Genomic DNA, 25,872 nt, shown 5'->3' with positions numbered 1-25,872 from the left:
GTCGCTATTGTTCTTCACGCTTTAAGCGTTTCGGGCGACAATGGTTTGAAACGACTGAAGCCAGGATTAACGCAGCGGGGACGCTGCAAGGCTCGTACCAGTGCGACCCGTGTCGGCAACCGTGCCACGTGCGCGCTAGCTTGTTGGGGACAATTCGGCGCATGCCGATCGATCGAATGAACAGGGGGCTCGCGGCCGCAGTGCTGCTCGCGTCGTTGCTGGCGCTGGGCGGCTGCTCGAGCACGATCGCCGATATGGCGATGCCCGCCGACGCGCCGGCGCGGCAAAAGGATGCCAACGGTTACCTCCCGGTCCATGACCTTCCGCCCGACCGCGCCGATCCGACGATCAAGCCGGCGGATCAGGCCAAGATCGAGCAGGAGCTGATCGCGGCGCGCGCGCGCCAGGCCTCGACGGCGGCCCAGGCCGGCAAGTAAGGCCGCAACCTGGCGGCCGATCAGCGCTGGCGCCGCCCGGCGTCCGTGCTAAAAGAAATCCAGTTCAACCGCAGATCCGGCCACAGCCCCCAGATCGTGTCCCTGAATTCGCTCTAAGTCATTGATTTGGTGTGATTTCTGGAAGAGGCCGTTGAGGCTTCCGTAAAGCCAATAAAGGGGGCGATTCTGGCATTGCGGTTGTCGGAGCAAGGGTCCCATGGAAGATTTTTACCGCATTCGCCGTCTGCCGCCTTACGTCTTTGAAAAGGTAAACCAGGCCAAGGCGGCCGCGCGCAACGCCGGGGCCGATATCATCGATATGGGCATGGGCAATCCGGACCTGCCGACCCCGGCGCATGTCATCGAAAAGCTCAAGGAGACGCTGGGCAAGCCGCGCACCGATCGCTATTCGGCCTCGCGCGGCATCAACGGCCTGCGCAAGGCCCAGGCCGCCTATTACGCCCGCCGCTTCGGCGTCAAGCTCAACCCCGACACCCAGGTCGTGGCCACCCTCGGCTCCAAGGAAGGGTTTGCCAACGTCGCGCAGGCGATCACCGCACCCGGTGATGTCGTGCTGTGCCCGAATCCGAGCTATCCGATCCATGCGTTCGGCTTCCTGATGGCCGGCGGCATGATCCGCTCGGTGCCCTCGGAGCCGACGCCGCAATTCTTCGAGGCGGTCGAACGGGCCATCATCCACTCGATCCCGAAGCCGATCGCGCTGATCGTCTGCTATCCGTCGAACCCGACCGCCTATGTCGCCGATCTCGACTTCTACAAGGATCTGGTCGCCTTCGCGAAGAAGCACGACATCTTCATCCTGTCCGATCTCGCTTACGCCGAAGTCTATTTCGACGAGGATAAGCCGCCGCCGTCGGTGCTGCAGGTGCCCGGCGCGCTCGACGTCACCGTCGAATTCACCTCGATGTCGAAGACGTTCTCGATGGCCGGCTGGCGCATGGGCTTTGCGGTCGGCAATGAGCGCATCATCGCAGCGCTGGCACGGGTCAAATCCTACCTCGATTACGGCGCCTTCACGCCGGTGCAGGTGGCGGCGACCGCGGCGCTGAACGGTCCCGACGATTGCATCCGCGAGATGCGCGACACCTACCGCAAGCGGCGCGATGCGCTGGTTGAGTCATTTGGCCGCGCCGGCTGGGACATTCCGCCGCCGCAGGCCTCGATGTTCGCCTGGGCACCGCTGCCCAAGGCGTTCGAGGCGGTCGGCAGCATGCAGTTCGCAACCCTGATGGTGGAGAAATCCGGCGTCGTGGTGTCGCCAGGCGTCGCGTTCGGCGAGCACGGCGAGGGCTTTGTCCGCATCGCGATGGTGGAGAACGAGCAGCGCATCCGGCAGGCTGCGCGCGGCGTGCGCCGCTTCCTTGAAAGCGGCATCGAAACGTTGCACAACGTCGTTCCTCTCGCCAACCGACGCTGATCCTTCCAGGTTGCTTAATCTCATGATCGCACCCCTGAACGTGGGCATAGCGGGGCTCGGCACCGTCGGTGCCGATGTCGTCCGCCTCATCGAAACGCAAGGACGCGCGCTGGCCGAGCGCAGCGGCCGGCCCGTCCGTGTCGTCGCCGTCACGGCGCGCTCGAAAGCCAAGAAGCGCGGCCTCGATTTGCGCGGCATCGCCTGGGCGAAGAGCCCGCAGGCGCTGGCTGAGGATCCCAATATCGATTGCTTCGTCGAACTGATGGGCGGCGCCGGAGATCCCGCGCTGTCGGCGATCGAGACGGCGCTGAAGGCGGGCAAGTCGGTCGTGACGGCCAACAAGGCGCTGATCGCCAAGCATGGCCTGCGGCTTGCCGCGGCCGCCGAGAAGCATGGCGGCGCGCTGAACTTCGAGGCGGCGGTCGGTGCGGCGATCCCGGTGATCAAGACGCTGCGTGAGGGCTTGGCCGGCACCAGCGTCAACCGCGTCTACGGCATCCTCAACGGCACCTGCAATTACATCCTGACCCGGATGGAGCAGGAGGGCTTGTCGTTCGAGGAATGCCTGAAGGACGCCCAGCGCCTCGGCTATGCCGAAGCCAACCCGTCGTTCGACGTCGATGGTCACGACACCGCGCAGAAGCTCGCGATCCTGGCGAGCCTCGCCTTCGGAACCAAGGTCGCGGAAAGCGCCGTCTATGTCGAAGGCATCTCCTCGATCACGCCCGAAGACCTCAAGGCCGCCTCGGAACTCGGCTACCGCGTCAAGCTGCTCGGCGTTGCCGTCCGCACGGCGAAGGGCATCGAGCAGCGCGTGCACCCGACCATGGTGCCGAAATCATCCTCGATCGCCCAGGTGATGGGTGTGACCAACGCGGTCGCCATCGACGGCGAGGGCATTCCGCCGATCACGCTGGTGGGCCCCGGCGCCGGCGGCGATGCGACCGCCTCGGCCGTGGTCGCCGACATCGCCGACGTCGCCCGCGGCATCCGCGCCAAGCCGTTCGGGCGTCCGGTCGAGCGGTTGCGCGACACCACCAAGGCGCCGATGGAACGCCATGAGGGTGGCTACTATATCCGCCTGATGGCGCGCGATCTTGCAGGCACTGCCGCAACAATCGCCACCCGGCTCGCGGAACAGAAGATATCTCTGGAATCCATCGTGCAGCGGCATCCGGATGGCGTCGATGTTAACGGTGCGGCCAAAAAACCTTCACCGGTTCCGGTCATTCTGATTACCTATGCGACCAGCGAGGATGCCGTGCATCGGGCGTTGGCCGCAGTGCAGCGCGATAAGGTCATCAGCGGCAGGCCGCAGGTGATCCGGATCGAGAAAAACTAACGCATGGCCTGAACGGGTCGGGCGTGAGACGATTCATGCGGGCAGGCTGGCCTGTCCCCGAGGCTTAAGGAGTACGCCGATGTCGACCCATATTTCCGTGCCGCCGCAGATGCTGCTCGAGCGCATCCTGACGCTCGAAATCGTGCGCGTGACGGAGCGCGCGGCGGTGTCGGCCGCGCGGCTGCGCGGCCACGGCCAGGAGAAGGCCGCCGACAAGGCTGCGGTCGACGCAATGCGGCGCGAGCTCAACAAGCTGCCGATCGAGGGGACGGTCGTGATCGGCGAGGGCGAGCGCGACGAGGCGCCGATGCTGTTCATCGGCGAGAAGGTCGGCCTCAACGCCGGTCCCAAGGTCGACATCGCCGTCGACCCGCTCGAGGGCACCACGCTGTGCGCCAAGAACATGCCGGGCTCGATCGCCACCATGGCGATGGCCGACGGCGGCACGCTGCTGCACGCGCCCGACGTCTACATGCAGAAGATCGCGATCGGTCCTGGCTACGCTCGGAACGTGATCGAGCTCGATGCGCCGCCGGCCGACAACGTCCGCCGGCTCGCCAAGGCCAAGGGCGTCGACCCGACCGCCATCAACGTGCTGGTGCTCGACCGTCCGCGCCACGCCGACATCATCAACAGCGTGCGTTCGACCGGCGCTGCCGTGCAGCTGATCACCGACGGTGACGTCGCCGGCGTCATCCACTGTGCCAAGCCCGACGAGACCGGCGTCGACATGTATATCGGCACCGGCGGCGCGCCCGAGGGCGTGCTCGCGGCGGTCGCGCTGCGCTGCATCGGCGGCCAGATGCAGTGCCGCCTGATCCTCGACACCGAGGAAAAGCGCGAGCGCGCCCACAAGATGGGGGTCACCGATCCGAAGATGATCTACGGCATCGAGGACATGGCGAAGGGCGATTGCCTGTTCGCTGCCACCGGCGTCACCACCGGCTCGCTGCTGACCGGCGTCAAGTTCAAGAAGGACGTGATCGAGACCGAGACGGTCGTGATGCGATCGGTCACCGGCACCGTGCGCTACATCAAGGCCGAGCACCGCCAGCTCGAGAAGTTCCACCTGGATTGAGAACGGGCCCAGCAGTGGTTGTCATTCCGGGGCGCGCGAAGCGCGAGCCCGGAATCCATAACCACGACAATGAATATGGATTCCGGGCCTGCGCCAGGAGGCGCATCCCGGAATGACGAAGAGAGAGTGTGACGCAAGCAAGAATAACAAAGCGGGAGGCAACCCATGTCCGATCTGTCCGGTGTCAAGGCCCTGATCTTCGACGTGTTCGGCACGGTGGTCGATTGGCGCACCAGCCTGATCAACGACTTCACCAAGTGGGGCGAGACGCGGGGCATCAAGGCCGACTGGACCGCGTTGGTCGACGGCTGGCGTGCGGTCTATACGGCCTCGATGGATGAGGTGCGCAAGAACCCGCAGAACGGCTACGTCATCCTCGACGTCCTGCACCGCCGCTCGCTGGAGAAGCTGGTCGCGCAGCTCGGCATCAACGGGCTGACCGAAGCCGACCTGAATCATCTGACGCTGGGCTGGCATCGCCTGCACGGGTGGCCGGACAGCGTCGCCGGCCTGACCCGGCTGAAGACCAAGTATATCATCTCGCCGCTCTCCAACGGCAATGTCGCGCTGCTGACCAACATGGCGAAGTTCGCAGGCCTTCCCTGGGACCTCGTGATGTCGGCCGAGCTGTTCGAGCATTACAAGCCCGATCCGGAAACCTATCTCGGCGCCGCGAAGCTGCTGTGCCTGCCGCCGGAGCAGGTGATGATGGTTGCCGCCCACAATTACGACCTCAAGCACGCGCAGAAGCATGGCCTGAAGACCGCCTTCGTGGCGCGGCCGACCGAATACGGTCCGTTGCAGAAGGTCGATTTCGAGGCCACCGGCAGCTGGGACATCGTGGCCAAGGATTTCGGGGAAATCGCCGGCCGGATGGGCTGCTAGAACTGGCCTGGGATTCACTGAAGCGCTACGATTCCTGGTGATTGGATAGGGAATCATGACGCTCCACGCATCCGCACTGCCGATCGAGGCGCCGCAGGCGTTCCTTGGCGTGACGCGGTCGTTGACCGGAAAGCTCTGGCGCGACCGGCTCGATGCACGCGGGGCGGCGCGGGCGCTCGCGATCGTGCAGCGACACAATTTGCCGGAAATGCTGGCGCGCGTGCTGGCGGGGCGCGATGTCGCGATCGACGAGGTCACGGACTTCCTCGACCCGACCATCCGCAAGCTGATGCCGGATCCGCACACGATCACCGAGATGGAGCAGGCCGCCAGGCGCATCGCGGATGCCGCTGTTCGTGGCGAGAAGGTCGCGATCTTCGGCGACTATGACGTCGACGGCGCGACCTCGGCGGCACTGCTGACCTGGCATCTGCGCCATTGCGGGCTCGACCCGCTGATCCACATTCCGGACCGCATTTTCGAGGGTTACGGGCCGAACGTCGACGCCGTCCGCGCGCTGGCGACCAAGGGCGCGACGCTGCTCGTGACGGTCGATTGCGGCACCACCAGCATCGAGCCGCTGGCGGAGGCGAAGAAGCTCGGCATGTCGGTCGTCGTGATCGATCACCACCAGACCGGCGATGAACTGCCCGAGGTCGATGCGCTGGTGAATCCGAACCGGCCCGACGATCTCTCCGGGCTTGGCCATCTCGCCGCCGTCGGCCTGGTGTTCGTCACCCTGGTCGCCGTCAATCGCGAGCTGCGCCAGCGCGGCTTCTGGAGCCGCGAGATGCCGGAGCCGGACCTGCTCAGCGTGCTGCATCACGTCGCGCTCGGCACCGTCGCCGACGTCGCGCCGCTGATCGGGCTCAACCGCGCCTTCGTCGCAAAAGGCCTGATCGCGATGCGCCGCCGCGATCATGTCGGCCACACCGCGCTGATGGACGTGGCGCGGCTCAACGGCCCGCCGGAGGCCTGGCATCTCGGCTTCATGCTGGGGCCGCGCATCAATGCCGGCGGGCGGATCGGGCGCGCCGATCTCGGCGTGCGGCTGTTGCTCGAAGGCGATGTCTCGGAGGCGGCGCGGATCGCGGCCGAGCTCGACCGCCTCAACACCGAACGGCGCGTGATCGAGCAGGCGGCTGAAGCCCAGGCCGAAGCGGAGGCATTGGCTTCGCTCGGGCTCGAGGACAAGGGCGCTGTCATCGTCACTGCGGCGGAAGGCTGGCATCCCGGCGTGGTCGGGCTGGTCGCGGCGCGTCTGAAGGAGAAGTTCGCGCGGCCGGCGTTTGCGATCGCGCTCGAGCCGGGCGGCATCGGCACCGGATCGGGCCGCTCGATCGGCGGCGTCGACCTCGGCAAGGCGGTGCGCCAGGCGGTGCACGATGGCTTGTTGATGAAGGGCGGCGGGCACGCGATGGCGGCCGGCGTGACGCTGCGCAAGGAGAAGCTTGCCGAATTCCGCGCCTACATGGAAAGCGCGCTGGCGGCCGACGTCGCCAACTCGCGCCACGAGAACGAGCTGTTCATCGATGGTGCCGTGACCGCGCGCGCGGTGACGCCGGAATTCGCCGCGACGCTCAACCGCGCAGGGCCGTTCGGCAGCGCCAATCCGGAGCCGGTGATCGCGCTGCCGTCGCACCAGCTGGTCTATGCCGACGAGGTCGGGCAGGCGCATTTGCGGCTGCGCTTCAAGTCCGGCGACGGCTCCATCGTCAACGGTATCGCATTCCGCTCGGTCGGACAGAAGCTCGGCAGCGCCTTGACGCAAAATCGCGGTCAGCAATTGCACGTGGCGGGCTCTCTTGCAGTCGACCGTTGGCAAGGCAACGAACGTGTGCAATTCCGTGTCCTGGACGTCGCGGCACCGGATCAGGGCCCGACGGTGATCCGATAAGAAACGTTTGGAGAGGACATGGCAGGACAGGTTGAAGGCAAGGTCGCGCTGGTGACCGGCGGCGCATCGGGGATCGGCGAGGCGATCGTCGAATTGCTGGCGCAGGAAGGCGCGACGGTGGTTGCGACCGATATCGACGAATTGAGGGGACCCGAACTCGCAGCGCGGCTGAGCAAGGCCGGGCGCAAGGTGAGCTTCCTGCCGCAGGACGTCACCAGCGAGGAGCGCTGGATCGAGGTCGTCGCCGAGATCGGCAAGCGCCATGGCCGCCTGGATATCATGGTCTCCAACGCCGGCATCGGCATCGGGGCGCCTTCGATCGTCGAGATGTCGCTGGCGGATTGGCGCCGGCAGACGGCCATCAACATCGATGGCGTGTTCCTGTCGGTGAAGCATTCGCTGCCGCTGATGCGCAAGCATGGCGGCGGTTCGATCATCATGATGTCGTCGCTGGCCGGCCTGCGCGGCGCGGCGACGCTCTCCGGCTATAGCGCGACCAAGGGCGCGGTCCGGCTGTTCGCCAAGTCGATCGCGATGGAATGCGCGCAGGTCGGCGACGGCATCCGCGTCAACTCCGTGCATCCCGGCATCATCGACACGCCGATCTGGGGCAAGATTCCGACCGGCCCGTCCGGCGCCGGCCAGAACGCGCCGATCGATCCGGAGGAGCGGGCTAGGTTCGCGACGCCGCTCGGCCGCGCCGGCCAGGCGATCGAGATCGCCCAGGGCGTGCTCTATCTCGCCTCGGATGCCTCGCGCTACGTCACCGGCAGCGAGCTCGTGATCGACGGCGGCATGAACGCCGGCGGCGTGGTGCGGCAGCCGAGCTGATTTCCGTTATTGCGAGGAGATGAGCGGCGCATTTGCATCCCAACCGCGGTCGTCTCTGCGAGCTACCCGCCTTGCCGCAATCGCGCCAGCACCTTGAGCCCGCCGTAACCATCGGCGGGCAGCAGGCCGGCCTTGATCTGAAAATCCTTGATCGCCTTCATGGTGTCGTTGCCGACGCGGCCGTCGGTGCCGCCGGTGTCGAAGCCGGCCTTGGTCAGCCGCGTCTGCATCTCCTGCACCTCGGCGAGCGTCAGCGCGCGCTCCGAGCCCGGGAAGGGCTGGATGAAGGGCGGTCCGCCGAGACAGCGGTCGCCGAGATGGCAGATCGCCAGCGCGTAATTCATCGAGGGATTGTAGCTCTTCACCGAGTTGAAGTTCGGGCCGAGCAGGAAAGCCGGGCCGCCGGCGACCGGGATCCAGAGCTGCGCCGACGCGTTCGGCTGCGAGAACGGCTGGCCATCGGCTCTGACGACGCCGGCGCTGGCCCAGGCCGCATAGGTGCGGCTGCCGCTGGCGCTGCCGCCGGGCGCGCGGACCTCGTAGCCCCAATGCTCGCCACGGTGCCACTTGCCGCGATTGACGAGATACTTCGCCGTCGAGCCGAGCGCATCGTCGGGCCGGCCGAACGGCGAGACCTTGCCGTCGCCGTCATAGTCGAAGCCGACATTGAGCCAGACTTCCGGCATCCACTGCGAATGGCCCATCGCGCCGGCCCAGGAGCCGTTCATCTCCTCGGGCGTGCTCCAGCCGCGCTGCACGATCTTCATCGCGTTGATCAGCTCGGTCTCCCAATAGGCCTTGCGGCGCGGCTCGTTCCAGGCGAGCGCTGCGAGCGAAGGAAACACCGGCGTCATGTGGTTCTGCTGCACCAGCGGATCGCCATAGGCTGATTCAACGCCCCACAGCGCGAGCAGCGTGCCGCGCTCGACGCCGAAGTCGCGCTCGATCCTGGCGAACAGCGCCTGATTGTTCTTCAGCGCTTCCTTGCCATGAATGATGCGCCAGTCGGAGACGCGGCGGTTGATGTACTGCCAGATCTGCTCGTGGAATTCCGGCTGGTTGCGCATCTGCTTGAACACGCTCATGTCGGGCTCGATCCGCCCCATGCAGCGATTCCAGGTCGCCTCCGATATGCCTTTCGCCAGCGCGCGGGCGCGAAAATTGTCGCGCCATTGATCGAAGCCCGGAGGCGCCGCCGCCAGCACGCCGAGCGGGTTGGTCAGTGTCACGCCTGCGGCGAGCGCTGCCTTCAGGACAGCGCGGCGCGCGGGGGAATTCGGAGAATCAGGCTGTTTCATACGTCCAGTCTAGCGGCGCCGATCGAGCGAGCCAAAAGCCACGCCGCCGCAGGATCATTGTTTGAGCATGCCCTTCTCGGAAAACCGGTTCCCACTTTTCCGGGGCATGCTCTAGCTATCCTGCAAATCTGTGGCGATTTTTGACAGCCATTGCCGGACCACCTGTTCCGATCTGGCATCGAGGCCGGCCGCGAGCCGGCGCTCCTGGGCCTGGGCGATATGCCGGCATTTCTCCAGCAGCGTGGTTCCATGGCTGGTCAGGGTCCATTGCAGCACCCGACCATGGACCGGATGCGGCGACTTGCGGATCGCGCCGTCGCGCTCAAGGTTGCGGATGATCACGCTGACGGTCTGCGGCGTCAGCAGCGCCACCCGGGCCAGATCGGCCCCTGAGAGCCCCGGATAGGCCTTCAGCATCGTGAGCACGACGAATTGCGGCGAGGTGACGCCGAGCTGCGCCAGCGCACGCTCCATCGACAGGCGTGAAGCGGCATGTGCCTGGCGCAACAGATACGCGAGATAACCCTGTTCGCCGCGCTTGCCTTTGCCGGGCGGCGGGACGGCGGAGGCGGGCAGGGCGTCTGCGGCCGGTCCTGCCCCGATCGCCGCCTTGCGCGCCACCGCGTTCCCCGCCGGGCGCCGCTCGGCGCTGCCCGATTTCCCTCGTTTCTGCATCCCCGCCATGTTGCCTTCGCGAATGTCTGCGTCTTGCTCAATATCAGAGCTCTGATAATATGTCAGTACACTGATAACATGAGGCCAAGCCGATGTCACATGCCCGCAAGGAATACACCGACTTCGAGAAGCTCGCCCCCGATGTCTTCGCCGTCGTGCGTGACCTCGGCCAGTTCGCGGCGAAGGCCGGTCTCGACAAGCAGTTGCTGGAACTGGTCAAGCTGCGCGCCTCGCAGATCAATGGCTGCGCCTTCTGCGTGCAGTATCACATCCTGCAGGGCGAGAGCCTCGGCGTGCCCATCGACAAGCTCAATCTCGTCGTGGTGTGGCGCGAGGTGCCGCAGTTCTCGGCGCGCGAGCGCGCGGCGCTGGCCTGGACCGAGGCGCTGACGACCTTGCCGAACGGCGTCTGCGACGAGGTCTACGCCGAAGCCGCCGCCGAATTCTCCGAGAAGGAGCTGACCTACCTGACCTCGGCGATCGCTTCGATCAATGTCTGGAACCGGTTCGGCGCAGCCTATCGCTGGACGCCGCCACCGCGCCGGCAGCGGGTCGCAGCCGCGACATCGTGAGAAGAATTCAACAGCAATCGACAGGGGAGAACGACCGATGACCTCGATGGCGATGACAGAATCCTTTTCATTCGTGCGGCCGCCGCGGCCAGTCTTGCTTGCCGCGATCGCGGGATTGGCTTCGGCCTTCGTGATCGGCAAGGCGCTGCCGCCCCCGCTCGACGCGATTTCCTCGATGATCGCGCCGCTATGCGCCAGCGCGAATGCGGCGTCGCCGCTCGACAAGGTCGAGGTCATCACCTCGCATGCGTTGCCGAACGTACAGGGCAAGCGCGTCACCGTGGTGCGCGTGTTCTACGGTCCCGGCGGCTTCACGCCGCCGCATCGTCACTCCGGTTCGGTGACGGCCTACATCACCAAGGGCGAAATCCGCTCCCAGCTCGGCGGTGGGCCGGTCGAAACCTTCCATGTCGGCCAGTCCTTCTTCGAGCCGCCGGGCTCGACCCACATGGTGTCGGCCAATGCGAGCACCACGGAGCCAGCGGAGTTGATCGCGGTGTTCGTCGCGGACGAAGGCGCGCAGCTGACGACAATGCTCGAATAGTCGCACCCCACGCAATTTCCAGGGATCGCGAGATCTGTGGCGCGCTGGACCAGTTTGCTGTGAAGTCTGCAGCAAACTGGACCTTGCAACGGGTACTGCGCACGGCGATTGATGGCGTGGCGGCCACGGCCGGAATGCGATTTCGCCGTTCGCGCGGCGGCACCGAACAGGAGCAATCAATGGTCAATCTCAAGGGGCTTTCCGCGTTCCCGATCACGCCCTCGTCACGGGATGGGCAAGTCGATGCCGGCGCGCTTCGTGCCTTGCTGGAGCCCTTGCTCGCCGCGAAGGTGGATTCGATCGGGCTGCTCGGAAGCACCGGTTCATATCCGTATTTCAGCCGTGAAGAGCGGCGCCGCGCGATGCAGGCGGCTGCAGCGCTGGCGGATGGCAGAACGCCGATCCTGGTCGGCGTCGGCGCACTCCGCACCGACGATGCGGTGAAGCTGGCGCAAGATGCACGTGACGCCGGCGCTGCGGCCGGCCTGCTGGCGGCGGTTTCCTACACGCCCCTGACCGATGATGAAGTCTTCGAGCACTTTCAAACGGTGGCGCGTGAAAGCAGATTGCCGATCTGCATCTACGACAATCCGGGCACCACGCATTTTCGGTTTACGCCGGCCTTGATCGGCCGCTTGAGTCGAGTGGACGGGATTATTGCGGTGAAAAGTCCTGCGCTGGATGCGTCGACCTTGTCGGGCCATGTCGCGGAATTGCGGGCTGTCGTGCCGGGCGGTTTCTCGCTCGGTTACAGCGCCGACTGGAATTGCACCGAGGCGCTGCTGGCGGGCGGCGAGACCTGGTACAGCGTCCTCGCCGGAATCTTCCCCAAGGTCTGCCTCGACATCGTCCGCGCCGTGGCAAGTGGCGATGCCGCCAGGGCGCGGCAGCTCGATGCGCGGCTGCAACCGGTCTGGCAGTTGCTCAAGACATTCTCGAGCCTGCGCGTCGTCTACGCGATCGCCAATCTCAGGGGAATCTGCGCGGCCGAGCCGCCGCGTCCGATCCTGCCGTTGCCGCCGGACGCCCAGGCGAAGGTGGGCGAGGTGTTGGCCGCAATGGACATCGGTTGATCGCTCTGAGGTCGCCGAGCTTCCATCCGCGCATAAAATCGGCATAACAATCGCTGGGCGTGCGCGCTGACTGGGAGGCGTTCGATGCGATTGCCGGTGGCTCTATTGACGATTCTGATTCCCGCGGTGGCGTGGGCCGAGGAGCCTGCAACCGATGCGCCGGCACTGTGGGGCAATCCCACCGTCGACAACGGCGCCTGCTGCAGGACGCTTGGCGAGGTGCGCGGCAACATCGACCGGCTCGACCGCGAGATCGTGCGCCTGATGGCCGAGCGCGGCCGCTACGTCCATGAGGCCGCCCGCTTCAAGGCCAACCCCGCGCAGGTCGAGGCGCCCGAGCGCGCCGAGGCCGTCGTGAAGAAGGCGATGGCGCTCGCCGATGCAGACGGGCTGTCGCCCAAGGTTGCGGAAGCCGCTTACCGCGCCATGATACGCGCCTTCATCGATTACGAGCAGGGCGTCTTCGCGGACGCCGCGGCGCGGGGCGACGCGCCCTGGAAGAAGTAGTCGAATGCCGGTGGCGCCGCAGGCGCTAAAGCGGGATGAGTTTTGGTTGAATAGGCTTGGCGCGGTCTTGCTTCACCTCTCCCCGGCGGGGAGAGGTCGGATTGCGCAGCAATCCGGGTGAGGGCTCTTGCTCTCTCGGTAGACCGCAACCCCTCACCCGATTTGCTGCGCAAATCGACCTCTCCCAAGGGAGAGGTGAACTTTCGACGCCGTGCCAGCTCAACCTAATCTCATTATGCTTTAATTGCCGCCGCCTTCCTGGGTGTCGATGCGACGCACGACATCGTCGGACAATGCGTGCGCCACGGCCGCTGCGGGGCCGGGCTCCGGTCCGATCTCGCGGCCGCGGCCGTGGATCAGCCGCTCATAGGCCGACACCAGCGTGGTGTAGGGATTGACCCAGAGCCAGCCGTCGCGCGTGAACACCTGCACGTCGAAATGCAGGTGCCGTGACGTGCCGTTGGGATGGTCGAGATAGTTCGACACCACGCCGATCTTCTCGCCCTCGCTGAGGCGGCGTCCGTTGAGCAGGCCGTCGGCGTCCATCACGGACGGGTTCATGTGCATGTAGCGGAAGCGGACATGTTCGGTGCGGGTGTTGACCTGCAACGTCGCGGCCTGCTGCTGCGCCGAGCGGATCACGATGCTGTCGCGCACCGCGACCACCACCTGCTGCCTGGGGTCGCAACCGTCCTTGCCGTCGCCCGGACACGCGCCGGGCCTGATATCCTGGCCCTGATGGCCGAAGCCGCTGGCGCATTGGCCGACCTCGAAACTGCGCGCCTCGCAGAAATTGTCCTGCCAGGGATATTCGTCGACCCGCCCGCGCTTCGGAAACGACTGCGAATGGGCGAAGGCCGGCGCCTTCTCCAGCGGAAAGCGGATCTGCGAATAGACCGTGAAGTCCGGATGGCCGCCCTGCTGCCGGCGTCCGCCGCTGCCCGCGATGATGTCGCCGCTCGGGCGGTAGGTGAAGTCGGCCGATTGCACGATCGGCCGCTCGGCGGAGTCGGCAGCCGTATCGTTGCGCGGCCGCGACGGCTGCCCGCCGGCGATGCGCAACGCCTTCAAAAATCGTTCGGCCACCGGGTAGGTCTCGCGGCACGCCAGCCGCTTCGATCTCGGCGCGCTGTCGAGGCACTGGATCGAGACGACATAGGGGATCCCGAAACGCGTGAAGGCGTAGCGGACATAGCCTTCGCGGATGAAGCGGCGCAGGTCCGGAAACTGCGTGACCAGAGCCTTGACCGGTTCGCCCTTGCCGCCGAGCCGGTCGGCGAGGTCGTAGACCAGGATCGAGCCCGAGATCTGCACCTCGACCGGCTTAGCAAACGTCCGCAACGGCATGCCGTCGCCCGCGCCGGGATCGAGCGAGAACACGGCGTCATAGCCGGACGCGCCGGCATGGAAGACGTCGGCCGCGCGGAAATCGGCCTGGTAGCGCGCGACCGGCAGGCCGTCTGGCGCGCTGCCTTGCCGGGCTTCGAGATAGCTTGCGGGATCGAATGGCAGCAGCACCGGGATCGGGCTCTGCGCAATGCCGGGGAATAGCGGCGAGGTCAGAGCGTTCAGCTGCACCAGCGCGGGCATGGTGCGAGGATCGGAGGCCGGGACGCGGCGCTGTGCCGCGAAGCTGAAGCTGGAGACGATGGCCGGACGGGTGGCGATCTCCTGCCGGAGCTGATCCAGCACCGAGCGCCATTCGACCCGCATGGCCGAGATCGAAGGCGTCCGGAATTCGTCGGCATGAGCGCCGGGAGGAGGCGAGACCAGGGCTGCCAGCCAGCAAGTAATGAAGCTGACCACCTTCCTGTTCACTGCACCCCCCGGTTCGAGTCTCCAGAGAGACTAGCGCCTAATCCTTGCGCCTAATCCTTGGCGCGTTCAACGTAGGAACCGTCCTCGGTCATGACAACGATGCGGGTGCCGGTGGAAACATGCGGCGGCACGCCGGTGCGGATGCCGTTCGACAGCACGGCGGGCTTGTACGACGACGAGGCGGTCTGGCCCTTGGTCACGGGCTCGGTCTCCACCACTTCCAGCGTCACGCGCTGCGGCAGCTGGATCGCGACCGGATTGCCGTCGTGCATCGACAGCTTGACGGTCATGTTCTCCTGCAGATACGGCGCCGACGAGCCGACGATCTCCTTGGAGACCTGGACCTGGTCGTAATTGTCGTTGTTCATGAAGTGGAAGCCGTCGGCGTCTTCATAGAGGTAGTTGTAATTGTGGTCCTCGACGGTGGCCTTCTCGACCTGGTCGGTGGTCTTGTAGCGCTCCGACACCTTCACGCCGTCGCCAATGCGGCGCATTTCGATCTGGCTGACGGGGGTGCCCTTGCCGGGATGAATGTTTTCGGCGGAGAGGACCACATAGAGCTTGCCATCCTGCTCGATGATGTTGCCCTTGCGGATGGAACTGGCGATGACTTTCAAAGGTGTTTTCCTGAATTTGAGAACGTGAGGGTGCCAACCGGTTCGGCAGCGCCTCGGCCGTGGCGACGATTTCGGGCTGCAACATACTGATTTGTCCCTGAGATGCCAGTCTTTTGCGGCCGAATTCGGCAGGTTGCCAACCGTTCCGGCCACGCGGGATCGGCTCCGCTTTCGGGCCGGATCGGGCCATCCGCTTCGGTCCGGCCGCGGTGGCGCATGGACAAGGCCGGCATCTTTCGACAAGAAGGGATCAGCTTTGCCGCGTTCCCGGTGACCAAGGCCATACCGACCATGAATCTGCTTCGAATCAACTGGTTATGTCCGACTCCTGAGCCGGGGTGGGGGCTTGTTGATGTCGATTCCATGCGGACCCGCTGGCGATGACGGGTCAGGACCAGCCCTCGCCCTGGTGGACGCCGCGGCGCTACGCCGACCGCAGGCCGTTCCTGCAGGCGCGGACCGCGATCACGCGGGCGCTCCGGGCGTGGTTCGAGGAGCAGGGCTTTGCCGAGGTCGAGACTGCGATCCTGCAGATATCGCCGGGCAACGAGACGCATCTGCACGCGCCGCGGACCGAGCTCAGACAGGCCGATGGCTCTGCCGCGACGCGCTATCTGCGCACCTCGCCGGAATTCGCATGCAAGAAGCTGCTCGCGGCCGGCGAGCCGAAGATCTACGAGTTCGCGCGGGTGTTCCGCGATCGCGAGCGCGGCGACCTGCATCTGCCCGAATTCACCATGCTGGAATGGTATCGGGCCGCCGCCGGCTATGACGCCATCATGGCCGATACCATCGTGGTGATCGCCCATGCCGCGCAGGCGACCGGGATCGGGCGGTTTTCGTTCCGCGGCAAGACGGCCGATCCGTTTGCCGAGCCGGAGCTGCTGACGGTCGCGGCAGCTTTCGAGCGCTTGGCCGGCATTGACCTTTTGGCGACGATCGCGGGCGGCGAGGGCGACCGCACAGCGCTGGCGGCGGCCGCGGGCGCGCGGGTGCGGATCGCCGATGACGACACCTGGTCGGACATCTTCAGCAAGGTGCTGGTCGAGCATGTCGAGCCCAATCTGGGACAGGACCGTCTGACGGTGCTGTTCGAATACCCGTCGCCGGAGGCGGCGCTGGCGCGCACCAAGGCGGGCGACCCGCGCGTCGCCGAGCGCTTCGAGGTTTATGCCTGCGGGGTCGAACTCGCCAACGGCTTTGGCGAGTTGACCGATGCGGCCGAGCAGCGCCATCGTTTCACCGCAGCGATGGACGAGAAGGCCCGCCGTTACGGCGAGCGCTATCCGCTCGACGACGATTTCCTTGCCGCGGTCGGCCGGATGCCGGAGGCGAGCGGTGTCGCACTCGGCTTCGACCGGCTGGTGATGCTGGCGAGCGGCGCGCCGCGAATTGATCAGGTGGTCTGGACGCCGCCTGCGGGAGAGCCATGAACAGGATCGATCCGAAACTGGCGGCGACGCTGCGCCAGCCGCGCGAGCTGATCGATGCCGGCCTCGCGCCGGTCGACGCCGTTGCCGAGCTCGAACAGGTGGCGGCGCGCTATGCGGTCGCGGTGACGCCGGAGCTCGTCGCGTTGATCGACCCGGCCGATCCAGCCGACCCGATCGCGCGGCAGTTCATCCCGAGCGCCGACGAGCTCGTCGAGCAGCCCGGCGAGAACGCCGATCCGATCGGCGACGACGCTCGTTCGCCGGTCGGTGGGATCGTGCATCGCTATCCGGACCGGGTCCTGTTCAAGCTCGTCCATGTCTGCGCAGTCTATTGCCGGTTCTGTTTCCGCCGCGAAATGGTCGGGCCGGGAAAGGCCTCGGCATTGTCGGACGATGCCTACCGCGCGGGGCTCGACTACATCCGCAGCCATCCGGAGATCTGGGAGGTCATCCTGACCGGCGGCGATCCGTTGATGCTGTCGCCGCGCCGGCTCGCCGAGATCATGGCCGATCTCGCCGCCATCGATCATGTGAAGATCATCCGCATCCACAGCCGCGTTCCGATCGCCGATCCCGAACGTATCAATCCCGAGATGATCGCGGCGCTGCGGGTGGAAGGGGCAACCACCTGGATTGCGATCCACGCCAATCATCCGCGCGAATTCGGTGCCAATGCCCGCGCGGCCTGCGCACGCCTCGCCGACGCCGGCATTCCATTGGTGAGCCAGTCGGTCCTGCTGCGCGGCGTCAACGACGATGCGGCGACGCTCACGGCGCTGATGCGCGCTTTCGTCGAGTGCCGGATCAAGCCCTATTATCTGCACCATGGCGACCTTGCGCCCGGCACCGCGCATTTGCGCACCACGATCGAAGCCGGGCAGGAGCTGATGCGGGCCCTGCGCGGGCGCGTCTCCGGACTTTGTCAGCCGGATTACGTGCTCGACATTCCCGGCGGTCACGGCAAGGCGCCGATCGGCCCGACCTATTTGTCGCAGCCGGTTTCCCGCGAACGTGAAGATGGCGCGGAACGGCGGTACCGTATCGTCGATTATTGCGGTGACGTTCATTCCTACCCGCCGCAATCCTGAGGCGGCAATGGGCGGGGCCGCGGCATCGAAAATGCTGTGATGTTCGGCTTCTTTGCGGTGCTGGTCGCCGCAGGAATCTGGCTCCTTGGCACCATGGCCGATATACCGAAGGGACAGGATTGCGCAGCGCAAGGGCGGCGCAACTGTGCTACCGTCGAGGTGCCGGAACGGGCGCGATAGGGTTGAGAAGCGGAGACGCGAGATGCGGAAGACAGTTTTGTTGATGGCTCTGATGACGGTTGGCCTCGGAACGCCCCAACTGGGAACGTCGCTGGCCTGGGCGCAGCAGCAGGGCGGATCGTCCTCCATGCAGAAAAATTCGGGGGTGCCGGACGCGCCGGTCGGACATCGTCAGCCGCGCCGCGGCGACGTTGGCAACGAGAAGAACATCAGCGATCCGAACAGCCAGGCCAACAAGGAAGACGCGGCGCTCGACAAGAAGATCAAGAGCATCTGCCGCGGCTGCTAAACCACGGAAGAGACCGGCGGAGCGCGGTATCCGCCCCGCCGGCAACGCTCAATCCGTCCGGCCGCGTCAGGCCGAACGCTCTTGCAAGCCGTCACGCCGCACGCCGCGCCGTGCGTCGACGGCATCGGCCAGCTGCTTCAAGACGTCAGCCGTCGTCGCGAGGTCGATGCAGCCGTCGGTGATGCTCTGGCCGTAGGTCAGTGGCTTGCCCGGCACGACGTCCTGGCGTCCCGCGACAAGGTTGCTCTCGATCATCACGCCGATGATGCGCTGTTCGCCTGCCGCGACCTGCTTTGCGATGTCGGCGGCAACCAGCGGCTGGTTCTCCGGCTTCTTGCTGCTGTTGGCGTGGCTGGTGTCGATCATCAGCCGCGCCGCGACCCCGGCGCGGCCGAGCTCGGTTGCGGCGGCATCGACGCTCGCGGCATCATAGTTCGGCACCCGGCCGCCGCGCAGGATGACGTGGCAGTCCTCGTTGCCGCTGGTGGCGGCGATCGCCGAGCGGCCGCCCTTGGTGACCGCCATGAAGTGGTGCGGGTGCGACGCCGACTTCACCGCATCCGCCGCGATCCGCACGCCACCGTCGGTGCTGTTCTTGAAGCCGACCGGGCACGACAGGCCGGACGCCAGCTCGCGATGGATCTGGCTCTCGGTGGTGCGGGCGCCGATCGCGGCCCAGGAGACCAGATCGGCGATGTATTGCGGCGTTGTCATGTCGAGGAATTCGGTGCCGGCCGGCAGGCCGAGATTGTTCACCGCCGACAGCACGTTGCGGGCGAGCCGCAGGCCCTTGTTGATGTCGAAGCTGTTGTCGAGGTCGGGATCGTTGATCAGCCCCTTCCAGCCGACGGTGGTGCGCGGCTTCTCGAAATAGACCCGCATCACGATCTCGAGGCGGTCGGCGAGCTGTTCGCGCAGGCCGGCGAGGCGCTCGGCATAATCGACGGCCGCCGCGGGATCGTGGATGGAGCAGGGGCCGACGACGACCAGCAGGCGGTCATCGCTGCCGTTGAGGATCGCGTGGATGGCATTGCGGGCGCCCATCACGACGCGTGTCGCCGTCAGGGTGCGCGGGACCTCCCGCATCACCTCTTCAGGCGTACTCAGTTCTTTCAATTCCTTGATGCGAAGATCGTCTGTCGTACTCAACACGGCTGGCTCCTTTGGAGTTTTGGGACCTGCCGGCAACAAAAAAGCCGCCAGGTCTGGCGGCTTGTTTTGGACGTCTGCTGCAATTCTTCAGATTGAGCGCGATCCTCCTGCCGCCAGCGAGCTGTCGTAGCTAAAGTACCAAAAATAGCTGGTGGCGACGGTGATCATGGGCGGCTCTATAGCGCAGGGATTTGGGGCTGTCACTACCCCAAATCAAGACCCCCGGCAGTTCGCCGTCAGGTGTTGCGCGCCGCCAACGCCATGCCGATCAGGGTCGCCCCGCCGAACATCAGGTTGAGACCGACGAGGAGGCCGATGGCCCATCCCGCCGACTCCGGCAGCCCCGCGATGATGAAGAAGGCGACCAGAATATCCATCAGGCCCGCGATCAAAAGCCACGACCAGCGTCCCGACAGTTCGCGGCGATGCTCCAGCGCGTACATGATGGTGGCGATGCCCTCGGCGACGAAATAGGCGCCAGTGACGATGGTCAGCGTCAGCACGCCCTGCATCGGGCGCGCCAGCAGCACCATGCCGGCCAGCACGGCGAGCGTGGCCGAGATCAGCGACCACCAGAAGCCCGGCATGCTGCGCGCCCAGAACGTCACGATCAGCCCGCCGATTCCGGAGATCAGGAACATCCAGCCGAGGAAGATGGTGACGGCGAGGCTCGCGAATGTGGGCACGATCAGCGCTGCGATGCCGAGGATCACGAGCAGGATGCCTTCGAACAGGAAAGCTTTCCAGTGCGCCTTGACGGCGGCCTTCATCTCGGATCGCAGCTTGTCGAGGTCGTTGGACAGGGTCATCGCGGCTCTCCCAATCTGCGAACGTAGGTATCCTAACCCTGGCCCGGCGCGGACGGAAAGCCTTCCGAGGCGGTCCGCATCCGGTTGCGGCCGAAGAAGTAGACGGCGGTGGTCGCGACCAACAGCGCCAGTCCGATCAGGATCGAGGTGAAGCCGATCGGGATCAGGATGAAGGACGCATTGCGCTCGGGATTGACGTACCAATGATGCAGCGAGGTGAGCAGGAAGGCGACCCCGGCAAAGCCGGTGCCGCCGCCGATCAGCAGCAGCGCCCACATCCGTCGCAACTGGCTCAGCCGCTCGCGCGCGACATCTGTGCGCGGGGCATGATGCCTGCCGAGGCGGCGCACCAGGCGGACCGCAAAGCCGATCGAGGAGAAGCCGATCAGCACGCTGGCCGTGCCGAGCAGCAGGTGTGTGGTCGAGCTGAGGTCGGGGATCCGCTGCAGCGCGAGCAGCGGGAAGTCGAACGCCGCATGCAGCAGGACCGGTGCGACCAGCACCAGCGCCCAATTGGTGATGCGCGCCCAGTCGCGGTGACCGCGGTAGGCGCCGAGCGCGCCGCCGGAGCGCGCGATCGCAAGGTAGGCGCCGGCGATGATGCCGAGTGCGCCGTGGAACGGTACGGTGAGCACGCTGCGCAACGCCGCGAGCGCGCGCCACATGTCCTTGTGCTGGACCAGATAGGCGAGGTTTTCATAGGCGGCGAAGCCGAGGCCGGCAGCCGCGCCGTACACCACGGTATCCATCGGGTCGGCAAAGGCGCGGCGCCGCGTCGAGATGGCGACGATGACGAAAACCTTGACGATCTCCTCCGGCGCCGCGACGCCGAACAGGGCGCGCACCGCCTGCGTCGCCCAGGGATTGTCGGGAATAGCGAGCAGCGCATTGAAGGGAATGCGTGCCAGGCCGAGCAGCGAGATGCTGGCCGCGCCGAGCACGAAGGCGAGCCATACCTGCACCGGCGGTCCGGGGCGCTCGTCAGCGGCGATCACCAGCCACAGCACCAGCAGTGCTGGTGCGATGGCGGCGGCGCCGATCACAGTCGGAAGCGACTCAAGCAACAACATGAGCCGAACGGGCCCCTTCAATGGCACCACAGCGGTGCGCTCCGAAGAAATGGCAGCAAGTTCAGCGGATTGCAAATGGACGATTGGAGGAATCGGTTCGGCTGGCGCCGTTCTCGTGTCCAATATGTCACGGTGCCTGCGAAAGCGCGGCCGAAACGCGTCGATCAGATCAAGAAAGAGCGGTCGCCGGAAGGTGCCTGACGGCGGAAGGGGACCGGGCACCGCGCCACGACTGCAGCACCGATCCGCCGATTGCGGCGAATTTGCACGGCAGGTGGCGTCGGCCTCTGCCGGGCAAAACGAAGTGCTACGCTGTCGCGGCGCGCTCAGGGCGCTTCGCAAGGCCTTCGCAAGTTTCGGGCACTGCGTGCCCTTCGTTGAGTTATAGTACAGCGGGGAGTGACTGATCCGGTAAAAGCCAGAGATGCCTTCGATTGATTCTGCTGTGATCGTTCTTGCCGCGAGCGCTCTGTTTGCGGCCTTTGTAAACGGTGCGCTGGGTTACGGGTTCTCGTCGCTGACGGTGCCGGTCGCACTCGTCTTCTACACCAATCGCGTCCTCAATCCCGCGATTGTCATCGTCGAAGTCGTCGTCAATCTATGCGTCCTTTGCATCAACCTGAAAGGCGTTCCGGCGGTGTGGCGGCGCATCCTGCCGATCCTCATCGGCATGCTGCCCGGCATCGCAGTCGGCGCCTTTGCGCTGACGTCGCTGCAGCCCAGCTGGATCAAATTCGCCACCTATTCGATCATTCTGCCGCTGATCCTGCTGCAGGCCGCCGGCTGGCGGAGGCCGATCCAGTCGAAATGGCTGGTCGGCTTGCCTTTTGGAACGATGCTGGGCGTCCTGTACTCGGTCACGACCATTTCCGGGCCGCCGCTGGCGATCCTCTTCAACAACCAGGGCCTCGTCAAAGATGAATTTCGGGCCGGCCTCGCGCTGGTCCGGGTGACGGAGTCCGGCCTGACCGCGATCGCGTACTACAACCTCGGTCTGTTCATCGAAGAGAGCCGGAGCATCTTGTTCGTGCTCGTTCCTTGCGTCGTCGTCGGCATACCGCTCGGCGCCTTTCTGATCCGGCGGCTGGATGCCGAAACGTTTCGCCGGATCTGCATGAGTTTTGATGCGTGGGTCGTGGGGTTTGGCCTGTCACGCGTGTTGATCGAAGTGAAGCTGATGGAAAGCCCGTGGGCCTACGGCGTCATGGTCGCCACGATCCTGATCGACGTCTGCTTGCTGTACGTCTTCTTCACGGCGAGGCGAGGGACGGTACAAAGTTCGCACGCGCTGGCCTCGCTGAGATCCGGCAACCGGGGCGGTTCGACCTGATCGCGGCGTCGCGATGAAGCGGCTAGCCGGCCAGCAGCCGCCGGCAGGTGTCGACGAACACCTCGGCGCCGGTGACGATGTCGGCGTCGTCGGTGTTCTCGCTCCAGTGATGGCTGATGCCACCGATCGACGGCACGAACAGCATCGCCGCCGGCATGAGGGTGGCGAGGACCTGGGCATCATGGCCAGCGCCGCTCGGCATGCGGATGGATTTGCCGCCGGCGCAGGCCGCGCTCGCGGCCTCGATCGCGTCCTGGAAAGCGGGTGTCATCATCGCGGGCACCCCGGTGCGGATGCGCTCGACCTTGACGCTGCAACGGCCCTGCGCCGTCGCCTCGTCGGCCATCCGGTGCAACTGCGCCTCGAGACGCGCGATCACCTCCGGATTGTCGTCGCGGATCTGGAACAGCATCTCGGCGCCGCCCGGGATGATGCTCGGTGCGCCGGGGTCGAGCGTGATGCGTCCGGTGGTCCACACCGTGCGCGGTCCGCACAGGGCAGGGAAGCTGTCGTCGATCGCGACGCAGAACCGCGCCAGTGCCAGGCCCGCATCCTTGCGAACGGCCATCCGTGTGGTGCCGGCATGGTTCTGCTCGCCGATGAAGCTGATGCGATATTGCCAGATGCCTACGATCGAGGTGACGACGCCGATCTTGAGCCGGCTCGCTTCCAGCGTGTCGCCTTGCTCGATATGTGCCTCGAGATAGCCGATATGGCGGCCGGCTTCGGCGGTGAGGCGCGGGCGCCCGGCAAAGCCGGCGTCGCGCAGCGCCTCACGCATGGTGCGGCCGCTGGAGCGATCGCGCGCTGCATCGATATCGGCTTCGGTCACGGCGCCTGCGTAGGAGCGGCTGCCGAGGAAACTGCCGAAATGACCTTCCTCGTCGCACCATGCGGCGACTTCGACCGCGCCGTTGATGCCGGGATCGCCGTTGATGACGCGCGCGGCTTCCAGCGCATAGACCACGCCGAGCGGCCCATCGAGCCAGCCTGCATGGTTCTGGCTTTCGAGATGCGAGCCCGCTAGCAGCTTCGGCCCCGCTTTCGCACTGCTGCCGAGCACGTTGCCGATGCCATCGATCGTGGCGACAAGATCAGCATCGGGCAGGCGGGACGCGAGCCAGCCGAGCGAGCGCAGATGCGGCTCCGAGAATGTCGGCTTGTGCACGCCGGTCTTGTAGGCACCGATCGCGCGCAGCGCATTGAGATCGGCGAGCACGCGCTTGCCGTCGAAGCGACCGTTGATGCCTGGCATGGATGGACTCCGGATTTGCGTCTTTTGATTTGCGTCTGGATTTTGCGGCTTGGCGCCGCAATCCCGTCTTGATGCCGTCGTGGTTGAATGCGACGGAACAATCAGGGTGAACGATTTCTTAGCGGTTCTGCTCTTAGGTCGCGGTACTGGTGTCGCGGTACGAATAGCGTGTGAGTGTGATCATGTCTGCATTCCGGAACTGGGCTCGCAAGGCCGCTGTGCTGTTTCTTCCGATCGCGCTCGGCGCCTGCGCGCAATATTCGCAGCAATACAGCATGACCACCCCGCCGTCCGGAACCGGGCCATTGGCCTGGGACGGCGCCGGACAGGATCCCAACGCCCCGCAGCCGCGCCGCCATGCGCGCAATGTGTCACCGGCGGCGGAGACGCAATTGTCGGATGCAGATGCCGACGACCGGCTGGCGCGCAAGCTCGTGATCTGCAGCACCTGCATCAAGCAGGCGCCGGCGGTGGCGGCGGCGCAGCAGACCAATCGTCAGGACGTCGCCAGCAATCACTAGCCGCCGGCGCGGTGTGTGTTGCCGCCGGCCTGAGGCCTTAGTTAGGCCACGATGTCGGCCGATGCGCACCCCCATGTCGTTCCGAAGATTCATTGTTCCCGCCGTCGTCGTCGCGCTAGCCACCGTCATCCTGATTCATGTGGGCGGTTCGCGGGCCCACGCGCATGTGCCGTCGCATTGCGGCTTCTGGACCTCGATCGAGGCCGGATTGTCTTGCAGATGACCTCCTAGAGGTGATCCGGCGGCAATCCGGGAAAAGCGTTCTGGACGCTTGCCCGGCCGGCCAATCGCCACTATACGTTCGCCCGTCGCGGCCGTTCGCCGGTAGCGGCCAGTCCGGCCTATCTCACGTTTAACGTATTGATTTGCCGGGAGTTTTGCTCCCTTCGTCTATCGGTTAGGACGCCACCCTTTCACGGTGGAGAGAGCGGTTCGATTCCGCTAGGGAGCGCCAGCTTGATGTAAGCTGTTGTTATTCCTGCAACCCCTTGCTAGGCAACGATTTCTTGGCCGCCTCTGGCACAGCGAGGTGGTACAGAATGGTAGTTCTACGCATGTCCCGACCGTGGAAGCATCCAGACAGCGATGTCTACTACTTCCGCAAGGCCGTTCCCGACGATTTGCGCGAGGAAATCGGCTGGGAAGTGAAGCGCTCCCTCAAGACCAAGGACCCGGCTGAGGCGCGCCGCAGGCACACCGAGGAAGCAGACCGCGTTCAGCAAGAGTGGGCCGAGCTGCGCCGGCGCAAGGCCGCCCCTCTGCTCGACAGTCTCGACCCCGCCACCATCAAGCGCGCTGGCGACGCCTGGGTATCTTCCGCGAGGGCTTAAGGCTCAACGCGAGCAGCTTCAGCTTGCCGCCGAAAACCGCAAGCGCCACGACGCTCCATCGATCTCGCCATACATTGCTCCCGCAGTCCTGGATCCGTTCGCTGACGACATCGACCCCGACGAGCTTGAAGATCAAGCGCTCGCAGAAGGCAGGACAGCCGGCGAGCTTGAAGGACACGCAGCGCGCCGGTATAGAGCACGCGAAGGCCACCAACGAGAAAGCCTAGAGGGGACGGAAGCCGACCTTTGATCGCGCTCAGTTCACCGCAGTGATGGATATGGCCGCGCAGGGCATCAACGTTGCCGAGATTGGCAGGGCTAGCGGGCTGCAGCGGATGGCTGTGTCCCGGATCAAGACCGACCCCGCAAGCGCGGAGCGCATGTTGCAGACTTGGGGCGAGTGAGGGCCGCCGCGTAAATCTAAGCCCGTGAGAGTGCCCCTGTCTAAGTTTTTTCGGCACCTCTAGCTGCACGCTGGGTGCACGTTCGGTTGCGCGCTAGTCTGCCGGCTGTTGAAGGGGAAAGGGCGAGTGATGGTGGTTCGGTACACTGATGAGAGGCAGGACAAACTAAGCGACTTTTTGGGGGAAACATACGATCAAGCCCTCGCCCAGGCGGAGCGACCCGAGTCCACCGAACAAACAACGGCGGTGGTGCGTATGATGCACGGGCAGGGCGTCGCGCTAGAGCACGTCATCAGCAGACTCCGCGACGTGGCTGACATGATCGATGAGACACAAGCGAAGGCCGCGCGGCAGACTGCGCAAGAGATCAGACGGCTTGGCACTATCGTGGCAATGAGCAGTTTCCTCATCATTTTGGTGTTGGTGTCCCAACGCTGGCACTAAGTGCACGTTCAAGTGCGGCCCGAGCTGCAATGCCAAATTGGAGGCGCAAGGGGAA

The 25,872-nt window shown here is 65.5% G+C and carries 26 protein-coding genes and 1 tRNA gene; 19 read left to right on the top strand and 8 right to left on the bottom strand.

Annotated elements, in window-relative coordinates; all coding sequences use genetic code 11:
- Window positions 1-161 precede the first annotated feature (161 nt).
- The 7 genes from ACTUWL_RS34935 (at window position 162) to ACTUWL_RS34905 (ending at window position 7,908) form a co-directional block, all read left to right on the top strand.
- Complete coding sequence (locus ACTUWL_RS34935; protein ID WP_021081141.1) at window positions 162-437, top strand: hypothetical protein; 276 nt, start codon at window positions 162-164, stop codon at window positions 435-437.
- A gap of 217 nt (window positions 438-654) precedes the next feature.
- On the top strand, window positions 655-1,875 hold the full coding sequence (locus ACTUWL_RS34930; protein WP_021081142.1) for an LL-diaminopimelate aminotransferase: 1,221 nt from the start codon (window positions 655-657) through the stop codon (window positions 1,873-1,875).
- A 22-nt stretch (window positions 1,876-1,897) separates the two neighbouring features.
- Window positions 1,898-3,217 carry a homoserine dehydrogenase gene (locus tag ACTUWL_RS34925; RefSeq protein ID WP_021081143.1) on the top strand — a complete coding sequence of 440 codons (1,320 nt, stop codon included), beginning with the start codon at window positions 1,898-1,900 and terminating at the stop codon, window positions 3,215-3,217.
- Between the two features lie 79 nt (window positions 3,218-3,296).
- Window positions 3,297-4,295 (top strand): class II fructose-bisphosphatase, encoded by a 999-nt coding sequence (gene glpX / locus ACTUWL_RS34920; RefSeq protein ID WP_021081144.1) that lies wholly within the window; start codon window positions 3,297-3,299, stop codon window positions 4,293-4,295.
- A gap of 165 nt (window positions 4,296-4,460) precedes the next feature.
- Window positions 4,461-5,180 carry a haloacid dehalogenase type II gene (locus ACTUWL_RS34915; RefSeq protein WP_021081145.1) on the top strand — a complete coding sequence of 240 codons (720 nt, stop codon included), beginning with the start codon at window positions 4,461-4,463 and terminating at the stop codon, window positions 5,178-5,180.
- 55 nt (window positions 5,181-5,235) lie between these two features.
- Window positions 5,236-7,077: a single-stranded-DNA-specific exonuclease RecJ gene (gene recJ, locus ACTUWL_RS34910; RefSeq protein ID WP_021081146.1), complete on the top strand. Its 1,842-nt coding sequence runs from the start codon at window positions 5,236-5,238 to the stop codon at window positions 7,075-7,077.
- A gap of 18 nt (window positions 7,078-7,095) precedes the next feature.
- Window positions 7,096-7,908 carry an SDR family NAD(P)-dependent oxidoreductase gene (locus tag ACTUWL_RS34905; protein WP_021081147.1) on the top strand — a complete coding sequence of 271 codons (813 nt, stop codon included), beginning with the start codon at window positions 7,096-7,098 and terminating at the stop codon, window positions 7,906-7,908.
- A gap of 62 nt (window positions 7,909-7,970) precedes the next feature.
- Here ACTUWL_RS34905 and ACTUWL_RS34900 read toward each other — a convergent pair whose 3' ends face one another.
- Together ACTUWL_RS34900 and ACTUWL_RS34895 are read right to left on the bottom strand one after the other, a co-directional pair.
- Window positions 7,971-9,206 carry a lytic murein transglycosylase gene (locus tag ACTUWL_RS34900; RefSeq protein ID WP_021081148.1) on the bottom strand — a complete coding sequence of 412 codons (1,236 nt, stop codon included), beginning with the start codon at window positions 9,204-9,206 and terminating at the stop codon, window positions 7,971-7,973.
- A 111-nt stretch (window positions 9,207-9,317) separates the two neighbouring features.
- Entirely contained in the window at window positions 9,318-9,890 is a 573-nt protein-coding gene (locus ACTUWL_RS34895) for a MarR family winged helix-turn-helix transcriptional regulator (RefSeq protein WP_021081149.1), read from the bottom strand.
- Between the two features lie 83 nt (window positions 9,891-9,973).
- Here ACTUWL_RS34895 and ACTUWL_RS34890 point away from each other — a divergent pair, with 83 nt between their 5' ends.
- The 4 genes from ACTUWL_RS34890 (at window position 9,974) to ACTUWL_RS34875 (ending at window position 12,577) form a co-directional block, all read left to right on the top strand.
- Window positions 9,974-10,453 carry a carboxymuconolactone decarboxylase family protein gene (locus tag ACTUWL_RS34890; protein ID WP_021081150.1) on the top strand — a complete coding sequence of 160 codons (480 nt, stop codon included), beginning with the start codon at window positions 9,974-9,976 and terminating at the stop codon, window positions 10,451-10,453.
- A 37-nt stretch (window positions 10,454-10,490) separates the two neighbouring features.
- On the top strand, window positions 10,491-10,997 hold the full coding sequence (locus ACTUWL_RS34885; protein ID WP_021081151.1) for a cupin domain-containing protein: 507 nt from the start codon (window positions 10,491-10,493) through the stop codon (window positions 10,995-10,997).
- A gap of 179 nt (window positions 10,998-11,176) precedes the next feature.
- Window positions 11,177-12,070 carry a dihydrodipicolinate synthase family protein gene (locus ACTUWL_RS34880; RefSeq protein ID WP_021081152.1) on the top strand — a complete coding sequence of 298 codons (894 nt, stop codon included), beginning with the start codon at window positions 11,177-11,179 and terminating at the stop codon, window positions 12,068-12,070.
- A 105-nt stretch (window positions 12,071-12,175) separates the two neighbouring features.
- Complete coding sequence (locus ACTUWL_RS34875; RefSeq protein ID WP_374044865.1) at window positions 12,176-12,577, top strand: chorismate mutase; 402 nt, start codon at window positions 12,176-12,178, stop codon at window positions 12,575-12,577.
- A gap of 240 nt (window positions 12,578-12,817) precedes the next feature.
- Here ACTUWL_RS34875 and ACTUWL_RS34870 read toward each other — a convergent pair whose 3' ends face one another.
- Both ACTUWL_RS34870 and efp read right to left on the bottom strand, forming a co-directional pair.
- On the bottom strand, window positions 12,818-14,395 hold the full coding sequence (locus tag ACTUWL_RS34870) for a peptidase M23 (RefSeq protein ID WP_035652753.1): 1,578 nt from the start codon (window positions 14,393-14,395) through the stop codon (window positions 12,818-12,820).
- A gap of 50 nt (window positions 14,396-14,445) precedes the next feature.
- On the bottom strand, window positions 14,446-15,012 hold the full coding sequence (efp, locus tag ACTUWL_RS34865) for an elongation factor P (protein ID WP_021081155.1): 567 nt from the start codon (window positions 15,010-15,012) through the stop codon (window positions 14,446-14,448).
- Window positions 15,013-15,392: 380 nt separating this feature from the next.
- Between efp and epmA the strand changes: the two genes are divergently transcribed.
- From epmA to ACTUWL_RS34850, 3 genes are all read left to right on the top strand, one after another.
- Entirely contained in the window at window positions 15,393-16,445 is a 1,053-nt protein-coding gene (gene epmA / locus ACTUWL_RS34860; RefSeq protein WP_021081156.1) for an EF-P lysine aminoacylase EpmA, read from the top strand.
- Window positions 16,442-17,533 (top strand): lysine-2,3-aminomutase-like protein, encoded by a 1,092-nt coding sequence (locus ACTUWL_RS34855; RefSeq protein ID WP_021081157.1) that lies wholly within the window; start codon window positions 16,442-16,444, stop codon window positions 17,531-17,533. The genes epmA and ACTUWL_RS34855 overlap by 4 nt, the downstream gene beginning before the upstream one ends.
- A gap of 202 nt (window positions 17,534-17,735) precedes the next feature.
- On the top strand, window positions 17,736-18,002 hold the full coding sequence (locus ACTUWL_RS34850) for a hypothetical protein (protein WP_021081158.1): 267 nt from the start codon (window positions 17,736-17,738) through the stop codon (window positions 18,000-18,002).
- 66 nt (window positions 18,003-18,068) lie between these two features.
- On the opposite strand, the gene ACTUWL_RS34845 is transcribed toward ACTUWL_RS34850, so the two are convergent.
- From ACTUWL_RS34845 to ACTUWL_RS34835, 3 genes are all read right to left on the bottom strand, one after another.
- A complete protein-coding gene (locus ACTUWL_RS34845) occupies window positions 18,069-19,154 on the bottom strand; it encodes a 3-deoxy-7-phosphoheptulonate synthase (protein WP_021081159.1) in 1,086 nt (361 codons plus the stop codon).
- 236 nt (window positions 19,155-19,390) lie between these two features.
- The gene (locus ACTUWL_RS34840) at window positions 19,391-19,963 is read right to left on the bottom strand and encodes an HdeD family acid-resistance protein (RefSeq protein ID WP_021081160.1); all 573 of its coding nucleotides are present in this window, start codon (window positions 19,961-19,963) and stop codon (window positions 19,391-19,393) included.
- Between the two features lie 32 nt (window positions 19,964-19,995).
- On the bottom strand, window positions 19,996-21,033 hold the full coding sequence (locus tag ACTUWL_RS34835; protein WP_035652759.1) for a PrsW family glutamic-type intramembrane protease: 1,038 nt from the start codon (window positions 21,031-21,033) through the stop codon (window positions 19,996-19,998).
- 445 nt (window positions 21,034-21,478) lie between these two features.
- Here ACTUWL_RS34835 and ACTUWL_RS34830 point away from each other — a divergent pair, with 445 nt between their 5' ends.
- Window positions 21,479-22,363 carry a sulfite exporter TauE/SafE family protein gene (locus tag ACTUWL_RS34830; protein ID WP_291738348.1) on the top strand — a complete coding sequence of 295 codons (885 nt, stop codon included), beginning with the start codon at window positions 21,479-21,481 and terminating at the stop codon, window positions 22,361-22,363.
- Window positions 22,364-22,385: 22 nt separating this feature from the next.
- Here the strand turns inward: ACTUWL_RS34830 and ACTUWL_RS34825 are convergent, their stop codons facing one another.
- The gene (locus ACTUWL_RS34825; protein WP_021081163.1) at window positions 22,386-23,618 is read right to left on the bottom strand and encodes a Zn-dependent hydrolase; all 1,233 of its coding nucleotides are present in this window, start codon (window positions 23,616-23,618) and stop codon (window positions 22,386-22,388) included.
- Window positions 23,619-23,800: 182 nt separating this feature from the next.
- Between ACTUWL_RS34825 and ACTUWL_RS34820 the strand changes: the two genes are divergently transcribed.
- The 4 genes from ACTUWL_RS34820 (at window position 23,801) to ACTUWL_RS34805 (ending at window position 25,817) form a co-directional block, all read left to right on the top strand.
- Window positions 23,801-24,139, top strand: coding sequence for a hypothetical protein (locus tag ACTUWL_RS34820; protein WP_021081164.1), 339 nt, complete (start codon window positions 23,801-23,803; stop codon window positions 24,137-24,139).
- Window positions 24,140-24,518: 379 nt separating this feature from the next.
- Window positions 24,519-24,593 (top strand) — tRNA-Glu (locus ACTUWL_RS34815).
- A gap of 85 nt (window positions 24,594-24,678) precedes the next feature.
- On the top strand, window positions 24,679-24,969 hold the full coding sequence (locus ACTUWL_RS34810) for a DUF6538 domain-containing protein (protein ID WP_021081165.1): 291 nt from the start codon (window positions 24,679-24,681) through the stop codon (window positions 24,967-24,969).
- 533 nt (window positions 24,970-25,502) lie between these two features.
- Window positions 25,503-25,817 carry a hypothetical protein gene (locus tag ACTUWL_RS34805; RefSeq protein ID WP_021081166.1) on the top strand — a complete coding sequence of 105 codons (315 nt, stop codon included), beginning with the start codon at window positions 25,503-25,505 and terminating at the stop codon, window positions 25,815-25,817.
- The last annotated feature ends 55 nt before the right edge of the window (window positions 25,818-25,872 follow it).

Source organism: Bradyrhizobium sp. WCU1 (assembly GCF_053474805.1).
This window is presented reverse-complemented; position numbering and strand designations above follow the sequence as displayed.

What these genes read in the sequence shown, in the direction of transcription:
- ACTUWL_RS34855 (WP_021081157.1), top strand. Translation starts at nt 16,442, where the DNA reads ATGAACAGGATCGATCCGAAACTGGCGGCGACGCTGCGCCAGCCGCGC.
- ACTUWL_RS34840 (WP_021081160.1), bottom strand. Translation starts at nt 19,963, where the DNA reads ATGACCCTGTCCAACGACCTCGACAAGCTGCGATCCGAGATGAAGGCC.
- ACTUWL_RS34915 (WP_021081145.1), top strand. Translation starts at nt 4,461, where the DNA reads ATGTCCGATCTGTCCGGTGTCAAGGCCCTGATCTTCGACGTGTTCGGC.
- ACTUWL_RS34820 (WP_021081164.1), top strand. Translation starts at nt 23,801, where the DNA reads ATGTCTGCATTCCGGAACTGGGCTCGCAAGGCCGCTGTGCTGTTTCTT.
- ACTUWL_RS34930 (WP_021081142.1), top strand. Translation starts at nt 655, where the DNA reads ATGGAAGATTTTTACCGCATTCGCCGTCTGCCGCCTTACGTCTTTGAA.
- ACTUWL_RS34935 (WP_021081141.1), top strand. Translation starts at nt 162, where the DNA reads ATGCCGATCGATCGAATGAACAGGGGGCTCGCGGCCGCAGTGCTGCTC.
- ACTUWL_RS34805 (WP_021081166.1), top strand. Translation starts at nt 25,503, where the DNA reads ATGGTGGTTCGGTACACTGATGAGAGGCAGGACAAACTAAGCGACTTT.
- glpX (WP_021081144.1), top strand. Translation starts at nt 3,297, where the DNA reads ATGTCGACCCATATTTCCGTGCCGCCGCAGATGCTGCTCGAGCGCATC.
- ACTUWL_RS34900 (WP_021081148.1), bottom strand. Translation starts at nt 9,206, where the DNA reads ATGAAACAGCCTGATTCTCCGAATTCCCCCGCGCGCCGCGCTGTCCTG.
- ACTUWL_RS34880 (WP_021081152.1), top strand. Translation starts at nt 11,177, where the DNA reads ATGGTCAATCTCAAGGGGCTTTCCGCGTTCCCGATCACGCCCTCGTCA.
- ACTUWL_RS34825 (WP_021081163.1), bottom strand. Translation starts at nt 23,618, where the DNA reads ATGCCAGGCATCAACGGTCGCTTCGACGGCAAGCGCGTGCTCGCCGAT.
- epmA (WP_021081156.1), top strand. Translation starts at nt 15,393, where the DNA reads ATGACGGGTCAGGACCAGCCCTCGCCCTGGTGGACGCCGCGGCGCTAC.
- ACTUWL_RS34850 (WP_021081158.1), top strand. Translation starts at nt 17,736, where the DNA reads ATGCGGAAGACAGTTTTGTTGATGGCTCTGATGACGGTTGGCCTCGGA.
- recJ (WP_021081146.1), top strand. Translation starts at nt 5,236, where the DNA reads ATGACGCTCCACGCATCCGCACTGCCGATCGAGGCGCCGCAGGCGTTC.
- ACTUWL_RS34895 (WP_021081149.1), bottom strand. Translation starts at nt 9,890, where the DNA reads ATGGCGGGGATGCAGAAACGAGGGAAATCGGGCAGCGCCGAGCGGCGC.
- ACTUWL_RS34925 (WP_021081143.1), top strand. Translation starts at nt 1,898, where the DNA reads ATGATCGCACCCCTGAACGTGGGCATAGCGGGGCTCGGCACCGTCGGT.
- ACTUWL_RS34835 (WP_035652759.1), bottom strand. Translation starts at nt 21,033, where the DNA reads ATGTTGTTGCTTGAGTCGCTTCCGACTGTGATCGGCGCCGCCGCCATC.
- ACTUWL_RS34810 (WP_021081165.1), top strand. Translation starts at nt 24,679, where the DNA reads ATGGTAGTTCTACGCATGTCCCGACCGTGGAAGCATCCAGACAGCGAT.
- ACTUWL_RS34905 (WP_021081147.1), top strand. Translation starts at nt 7,096, where the DNA reads ATGGCAGGACAGGTTGAAGGCAAGGTCGCGCTGGTGACCGGCGGCGCA.
- ACTUWL_RS34885 (WP_021081151.1), top strand. Translation starts at nt 10,491, where the DNA reads ATGACCTCGATGGCGATGACAGAATCCTTTTCATTCGTGCGGCCGCCG.
- ACTUWL_RS34890 (WP_021081150.1), top strand. Translation starts at nt 9,974, where the DNA reads ATGTCACATGCCCGCAAGGAATACACCGACTTCGAGAAGCTCGCCCCC.